General features: G+C 68.7%; 7 protein-coding genes. All 7 read right to left on the bottom strand.

Annotation, left to right across the window (positions count from 1 at the left end; translation table 11 throughout):
• Window positions 1-111: 111 nt before the first annotated feature.
• A complete protein-coding gene (locus tag ROTAS13_RS15835; protein ID WP_075822808.1) occupies window positions 112-1338 on the bottom strand; it encodes an IS256 family transposase in 1227 nt (408 codons plus the stop codon).
• A gap of 121 nt (window positions 1339-1459) precedes the next feature.
• On the bottom strand, window positions 1460-1972 hold the full coding sequence (locus ROTAS13_RS28640; RefSeq protein ID WP_371329196.1) for a DUF1622 domain-containing protein: 513 nt from the start codon (window positions 1970-1972) through the stop codon (window positions 1460-1462).
• A gap of 59 nt (window positions 1973-2031) precedes the next feature.
• On the bottom strand, window positions 2032-3186 hold the full coding sequence (locus tag ROTAS13_RS15825) for a patatin-like phospholipase family protein (RefSeq protein WP_073140336.1): 1155 nt from the start codon (window positions 3184-3186) through the stop codon (window positions 2032-2034).
• Between the two features lie 381 nt (window positions 3187-3567).
• Window positions 3568-4083 carry a hypothetical protein gene (locus tag ROTAS13_RS15815; protein WP_073140342.1) on the bottom strand — a complete coding sequence of 172 codons (516 nt, stop codon included), beginning with the start codon at window positions 4081-4083 and terminating at the stop codon, window positions 3568-3570.
• A 178-nt stretch (window positions 4084-4261) separates the two neighbouring features.
• Complete coding sequence (locus ROTAS13_RS15810) at window positions 4262-5095, bottom strand: cytochrome c3 family protein (RefSeq protein ID WP_073140344.1); 834 nt, start codon at window positions 5093-5095, stop codon at window positions 4262-4264.
• Window positions 5092-5832 carry an iron reductase gene (locus tag ROTAS13_RS15805; protein ID WP_171979112.1) on the bottom strand — a complete coding sequence of 247 codons (741 nt, stop codon included), beginning with the start codon at window positions 5830-5832 and terminating at the stop codon, window positions 5092-5094. Before ROTAS13_RS15805 ends, ROTAS13_RS15810 begins: the two co-directional genes overlap by 4 nt.
• A gap of 1 nt (window position 5833) precedes the next feature.
• Window positions 5834-7605 (bottom strand): FAD-binding oxidoreductase (locus ROTAS13_RS15800; RefSeq protein WP_083755567.1); only part of this gene is annotated, 1772 nt, incomplete at its 5' end.

Below are 7605 nucleotides of genomic sequence, written 5' to 3'. Positions count from 1 at the left end.
GACATCGTCGAGACCGGCAACGATAGTTGGCGATTCAAGAACCGCGCCTGAACGCCCCCTCAACACACCTCACAAGAGGGTCCCTTTTGCGTGCCGATCTGGGGTCCCAATTCAGTGCCGATTGACAATCAGCTTGGGCAACTGGTTCTCTCCCTTCAGCCGGCGCCAGGTTTTGGCCGCAGCCATGACGAGCTTGAACACCATCAGCCGAGCGGTGTCCTGCGACAGTGCGCCCTTGGTGCGGACGGTCCGGTGCCGGACGGTGGCGAACACGCTCTCGATGGGGTTCGAGGTGCGTAGGTGGTCCCAGTGTTCGGCGGGGAAGTCGTAGAAGGTCAGCAGAGCGTTGCGGTCCTTCAGCAGGCAGGTGGCCGCCTTCTCGTATTTGGCCCCGTACTTCTCGGCGAAGGTCGTGATCGCCGCTTCCGCTGTCGCGCGGTCCGGCGCCTGCCAGATCTCGCGTAGATCGGCCTTGGCGGCTGGCTGGACCGACCTCGGCAGCTTATCCAAGACGTTGGCGGTCTTGTGCACCCAGCACCGCTGATGACGGGTGGCCGGGCAGACCTCCTCGAGCGCCTTCCAGAAGCCGAGCGCGCCATCGCCTGTGGCCAGTTCGGGCGCGATCATCAGGCCACGGGCCTTGAGGTCGACCAGCAGTTCCCGCCAGCTCTGCGCGCTCTCGCGCAGGCCCACCTGGAAGCCAAGCAGCTCCTTCCTGCCCTCCGGCGTGGCGCCGATCAGCACCAGCATGCATTCGGCCTGCGGCTCCATCCGGGCCTGCAGGTAGACGCCGTCGGCCCAGACATACACGTAGCGACGGGCCGACAGGTCGCGCCGCTGCCAGCGCGTGTAGTCCGCCTCCCAGTCGTCCCGCAGCCGCGCGATCACCGAGGGCGACAGGTTCGGCGCCTCGCGGCCCAGCAGGGCCCCGAGCGCCTCCTGAAAGTCGCCCATCGAGACCCCGCGCAGGTAGAGGATCGGCAGCAGGGCATCCAGGCTCCGCGTCCGCCGCGCCCAGCGCGGCAGAAGAGCCGAGGCGAAGCGGATGCGCTCGCCGCCCGCCTCCTCGCCAGCACCGCGGTCGCGCAGCTTGACCCGCTGCACCGGCACCGGGCCGATCCCGGTCTGCACCAGCCTCTCCGGGCCATGCCCGTGCCGCACCAGGCGCTCGCGCCCATCCGGCAGCCGCAAGCCCCTCATCTCGGCCAGGAAGGCCTCCGCCTCGGCCTCAACCGCCTGGGCCAGCAACCGGCGGGCCCCGCTCCTCAGGACCGCCGTCAGCGGGTCCTCCACCGTCTCAGGCTGACGAAGTGGAACGACAGTGGTATCTTTCGTCATGGCGTATCGCTCCTTCGGGAGGTTCAGGCAGGCTTGTCACCCACCTCGATACGCCGCCTCTCTCACACCGCCATCACCCAGTTCCGGCCATAGCTCGCAGCGCTTCCGAAGGGCGCTTCCTTTAAGACGGAGGAGGCTCGCCTCTGAATTCGGGTCTCCTCCACATAATTCGCCCTCGGCACGCACTGTTCCACGGCGCAGGAACTGTTTGTCGAGCAAAGCTTGCGTCAAGCTGGCGTGTCGGTCTCGCGGGAGGTGTGGAAGCCCCCTCCACCGCCGAGCTGAGCATCCTCTCCCTGTAACGCGAAAGCGAAGGATTGCACGCTTCGTCCGGCAGGCGCTCCGGGGTCCGGCGACCCCAAGGCCAGGCGCCCTCAACCTCGACACTTAGCGAAACGCTAAGGAAGGTTCGGATGAGCACCACCAAGCCCAGCACGCCTAGGTGCTCGAAGGTGGGCGATACGGCCACCGTCCCCAGGATGTCCGCGGCGACCAGCAACTCCAGCCCGAGAAGGACGCCGCGACCCAGATCAGCCCGGTAAACGGGTAATTCCGCGAACCGGTCGGAGCCCGCGTTCACCCGTCGCGCAAACCGGGCCGTGGCGGCGAGGGAGACGAGCAGGATGGCGGCCACGCCCGCTGCCTCGAAGCCTGACGCGATCCAGAGGGCTGCTTCGTCGAGCACGGTGCAACTCAAGCCGGTTCGCGGTGCACGTCGTGCACCACGATACCGGGATCCTCCTCCGGCATCCGCAGCCACTCCCGTCGGCGCAGCGTGGCGCGCGTGTCCTCCAGCCCGCCGTCCCAGTGCTCGCGCATGGTCTCCAGGCCGAACTCGTAGTCCCGCGCCTGACCCTCGTAAGCCTTCCGCTCGTAAATCAGTTGCAGAACGAGAAGGCGCGGCAGCCTCTGAAGGCGTCGGCACAGCGCCCGCTCCTCATCGTCCAGGCGCTCCTCCGGCATCTTCGCGAGCGCGCGTTTCAAACGCAGTTGCCATCGCCGTAGCCGCGTATAGGCGTCAGTGTTCAGGCGGGTGCGTGATGAGTAGCGAATGTCCTTCTCCCGGCTCAGGACCTCCTCCATGTCGCGTGGCAGTGGGCCGCGGGCCGGGAACAGGTCCACCTGCACCACCAGCCCATCGCGCTCCTCCTGTTCCAGCAGGTACTGCAGCGGGGTGTTGGAGACGAGGCCGCCGTCCCAGAACCAGTCGGTGCCGACCCGCACCGGTGCGAAGCCCGGTGGCAGCGCGCCCGAGGCCATCACGTGCTCCGGCCCGATCACCATCTTCGCGCAATCAAACCAGAAGAGATTGCCGGTCTCCGCGTTCACCGCCCCGAAGGCAACACGCGGATGGCCGCCATTCAGAAGCCGCCAGTCCACCAATTCCTCCAGCGTCTCGCGCAGCGGCGACGTGTCATAGAAGGCGGTGGCGCCGCGTCCCCCCCGTGGGACAAGCCAGGGAACCATTGGGTTCGGGCGAAAGAAGCCAGGTTGGCCGAGGAGTAGGGTTGAGAATGCGCTCTGGAGGTTGCGCGCGCGGCGCCAGTCGTCACCGTCCGGTGTCGGCACGGGCCACACGCCGCGGGCTGTGACGCGCTCCCAGAAAGCCCGCAGGCGCTCCACCCGGCGACCGGGCGGATTGCCCGCGATCAGGGCCGTGTTGATGGCGCCGATCGAGACCCCGGCAACCCAGTCGGGGTGCAGCCCCGCCTCTTCCATCGCATCGTAGACGCCCGCCTGGTAGGCTCCGAGCGCGCCGCCCCCCTGCAGCACCAGCGCGACGCACCCGCAGCCCTCGGGGCGGCAGCACGATGCAGCCGGTACGCTCGTCCGTGGCGTCGAATCCATCGTCATCCTCCTACGAGGCAGGCGCCAGCCGTCACCGGAGGGGGCCGTAGGCGCCGGTGCCGTAGCCTGCACCGCCGTATTGGCGCCCCACATCCGGGTCGAGGCCGTGCTGCTGGTGCTCCTGACTCCCTCCGGGCACTCCGTGTTGCATGCCGCCCGCGCGGGTCAGCTCGGTGGAGGGCATGGTCGAGCCGTGGCCGTCGCCGCGGCTCGTCGTGGGCGGGTGCCCTGTGTGCGGCGGAGGATGGTAGGGCTCCACGCGAGCGCACCCGGCGGCCAGCAGCAGCGCTGCGGGAGCGTAAGCACGAAGAATGCGCATGGGCTTGAACTCCGGTGATCCGTGGCGGACGGCGGTTCCGCCGGTGGCCAGCTTGGATTGGCTCAAGGCTGGAAGTGCCGATGTGGGAAGACGGCCCGCAGGGTCGGGCCGCCGCCCGGGCGGAGCACCTCAACCTCAATGCGGTAGTAGTCGCGCGCCGGTAGCGTGGCGAAGCCGCCGTAGGCCTCGGCTCCGCCAACTGCCATCGGCTCTAATCCGATCCTTTCCTCCGGCGTATGGCGCAGCCCATGCACGACCGCCGCCACTTGGGCATTGACGACCCGTGCTCCAGTCCTTGCGTCGAACAGCGCGACCAACAGGTGGTGGACGTAGCGGCCCGCCGGTGGCCCACCGTGTAGCCCGCGGCCGGTGTGCTCCGGCGGGTGGCCGCGGACGAGCGCCGCCGGGATCACGGCGAGGTAAACCACGAGGTCGCCGATGCGCCGGACGGCGCCGTCCGGATCGACAGCCGCTGCTCGACGCGGAGCGGCCACAGCCGCCATGAAGACGAGGGCAGGAACCGCAGCGAGCAGTTGGCGGCGGCCGCCGCCCTTCCCCGGCGCGGCTGGCTTCCCCATTGCGGTACCACGCTCTCCAGTCCGTTTGCGGGGTGCCCCAATTCGGGCGCCTTCCTCCCTGTCCCGTCCTCCGGCGTAGCCGTTCATCGCAAGTTCCTCCCCTGCCATATCCCTCCCGCACAGCCTGTCTCCGCCACCCGCTGCCAACGGGACGGCCGTGGACGGGTGAGCACCAGGCTCAATGCATGTCGAACCACCCGGCGCCCCTGATGTTGTTCCAGCTGTCTGTCTGATGGCACAGGAAGCACTGCTCGACGCGCGCGTGCTCCTGCCTTGCGATGGTCCGGTCCATCATCTCGAAATGCATCATGTAATGGCTGGGCGGGGCTTGGTGGCACTGCACACAATCCTGGGAGCGAGGCGACGGGTGCCGGAAGGCGGTGACCGACCAGGCTGCTGTGTCGTGACAACTCTGGCAGTCTTGGCCGAAGAGCGACCGATGTGGATCGCGGTTGGCGTGGCAACTCGCGCAGTCGAGGGTCGCCGCGGTACGGCTGGGAAGGGATCGTCGGTCCAGAGCCCCCCCAACCAAATCCGCCCCGCTGCCGGATAGCAGTGCCTGCAGCTTCGCCACGGCGTGGCGGAAGCTGGCCTCTCCCGAAGCCGAAGCGCGTGCTTCAGTCTCGGCAGCCCGGGCATGGCCCACCGTTGCCAGCACCGAATGGTCCATGTTGATCGGGCGGCGGTCTCGGCCTTGGTGCTCCACGTGGCAACCGGCGCACTCGCCAATGTTCGCGTGGAAGGCGGTGGAAGGTTTTGTCAGCAGCTCCGGCGCGGCGGTCGCGTGGCAGGTGACGCAGGACGCCGCTTCGACTCCTCGATCCGGCGTGTGGCAGCTCTCGCATTGCGCGTCCAGGAACGCGTGCGCGGCAGAGAGCGGCCCCGGAACCACCGCGGCGCGCCAGCCCGGCAATGCCGTTGATCCGGAGCGGTACATCTGCAGCGGCAGCAGCACGGCGGCGGCCGCGCCGAGCACCGCCAGCACCAAGTAGATGACGGTGGTGACCTTCACGGGAGCCACCGCAAGCCGAAGTAGATTCCGTTCCAGATATGCAGCGCCAGGAGCGGGTAGAGCACCAGGGCCGCGGCCACGTGGAGCACCGTCCACCGGGAGAGGGTCCGTTTGAGCGCCTCACGTCGGCCAATGGCGTGTTCGAGATCAGCAATCGCGCCGAGCAGGTGCTTGAGCGGAATCCCCGGGACGCCCGCGCCGGATGCCCGGGGCACTGACGACCCGGGCGCCGTTCCCGGGAGGACGACGGCTGCAGCGCCCTGGGGAATGACCCCGGTGGCCTCCGCGGCGAGCAGGTCGTAGCGGGTCCTGAGCGCCCCGAGCCTGGTCTGCTGCTCGCGCAAGTCGGTCCCGATCTGCGCCAGGTAGTAGCGGCCGACGAAGCCGCTCAGGACGACAGCCAACATCGCCGACACCAGCCCGATTCCGAGGGGACTCTGGAACGTGTGGCCGCTGTGCAGGATCCCGAGCAGCGCGCCGACCACGCCGGTGTAGACGTGGAAGGAGAGGATCACACGCAGCGAGGCGTGCTTCGTCACGCGTCCCCGGATCCAAGCGCTGCGTTTGACGAGAGAGTAGATGAGCAGCAGCACAAACAAGGTGGCGCCCGCGATGCCGAGCAAGCTCCCGGCCAGGCTTCCTGGGAAGCGCGGTGCCTCGTGCAGCAGGAAGCCGGGGATCAGGAGCGCCATGACGCTGATGAGGGCGCCAACCGTCAATCTCTCCGTCTCGCTCACCTCAGGCATCCACCTTGAGGTTGCCGACCGACTTTGCCTGGCAGGCGAGGATGATGCCGCGCGCCTTCTCCTCGGGCGGGAGCCCCTCCTCGACCTCCATCGTCACCTCACCTTTCAGGAGCGGCACCTTGCAGACGCCGCAGATTCCGACCCGGCAGAGGTAATCGATCTCCACCTCGATCGCCTCGGCCGCCTCCAGGACGCTCTGGTCCGGCGCCAGCGGCCCGGTCTTGCCCGACTTGGTGAACTCGACCTCCGCTGTGGCTACCCGAGGAACGGCACTGGCTGTGGTTGCGGCGGCGGTGGCGGCTGCCGGGGCAGGCGTGGCCACTGGCAAGGGGGCGGGGGTTCCGGGCGCGACCCCCCGGGCCGGGCCGAACGCCTCCGTCTTGACCTGCTCTCTTGGCACCCCGAGTTCGGCCAGCGCCGTCTTCACCGCCTCCATCATCGCTGGCGGGCCGCAGAGATGGACCCGACGGCGGGTGATCTCGGGGACGGAGCGCGCGATGAACTCCTTGGAGACGTAGCCCAGGGACCCCATCCAGGTGGTCCCCTCCGCGCGCTCCATGGTCGCCGCGACGTGCAGGTTGGGATGCCGCTTCTGGAGGTGCTCGAGCTCCTCGCGGAAGGTGAAGTCCAGTGGCGCGCGCGCGCCGTAGAGGAAGAAGATGTCGCCGGGGTAGGAGCGGTCGGTCAGGTAGCGCGTGATGCTCATCATGGGGGTGATGCCGACGCCCCCCGAAATCAGGACGATGCTGTCGGCCTCCGCGCCGGTGAAGGTGAAGACGCCCGCGGGCGCGGATACCTCGAGCAGGCTGCCGACCGCTACCTTATCGTGCAGGTATCGTGAGATGAGCCCCTGCTTCTCCCGCTTGACGGTGACCTCGACGAAGCTGGGTTGGGTCGGCGAGGAGGCGATGGTGTAGGCGCGCTTGGCCGTCGTGCCGTCGATCTCGGCCGAGACGGTCAGGAACTGGCCCGGCATGAAAGTGAAGGGGATGTCACCGCCGTCTGCATTCACGAGCCGGAAGGTCTTGACGTCCGGAGTTTCAGGGAAGATCGCCGCCGTGCGCAGCATGCCAGTCCACGGCCGCTTGGCCGCTGCGGTCGCCGCTGCGGTCGCCGCTGCGGGCGAGGGGGCAGGGCTGGCGGTTGGGGCAGCAGCGATGGCGGCCCTGGCGGGCTGTTCGAGAGATTGGGGGGCGGCCGCCCCGGAAGGCGGTGCGGATGGCCCTGGACTGGGTGGCCCTCCGGGGCGGGCAGTGGGGTCAGGGGAGGCGGGCGCAAGGCGTTGCGCCAAAGCGGCGATCCGCCGCATCCGGGCGTACTGGAGCGTGAGGGTTCCGATTAGGAAGGCGACGAGGAACGCCATCGTCGTCAGGTGATACCAGGACAACCCCCTGGGACCGCCCGTCGCCATCGGCATCGGCACCGCCTCGGCATCCGGAAGGGAGAGTTGGTCCCGGAACCAAGTGAGGGCGATCTGCCGCGGCGAGGTGCCTGCCTCGACCGCCCTCAATGCCGCCGTTCCGCTCTCCAGCATCTGCACGCCCTCGCGCAGGTTGGAGACACCGCGCTGGAATGCAGAAGCATCGTTCGCGGCGAGCGCCTGTTGCACCCTTGACGCGCCCAACCCCACTGCCTGGGCCCCCCAGCCGATGCGCCGCTGGCCCTCCGCCTCGATCGTGCGGCGCGCCTCAGGAGTGAGCGTCGGCATATCGAGCAGCGTCGCATAGAACGGCCGTGGCCCTCCCCCCATGCACCCCATCATGC

Origin of the sequence: Roseomonas sp. TAS13 (assembly GCF_001950415.1) — a bacterium.
Classification (GTDB): domain Bacteria; phylum Pseudomonadota; class Alphaproteobacteria; order Acetobacterales; family Acetobacteraceae; genus Roseomonas; species Roseomonas mucosa.
The sequence above is the reverse complement of the archived record's forward strand: the minus strand, read 5'-3'. Positions and strand labels throughout refer to the sequence as shown.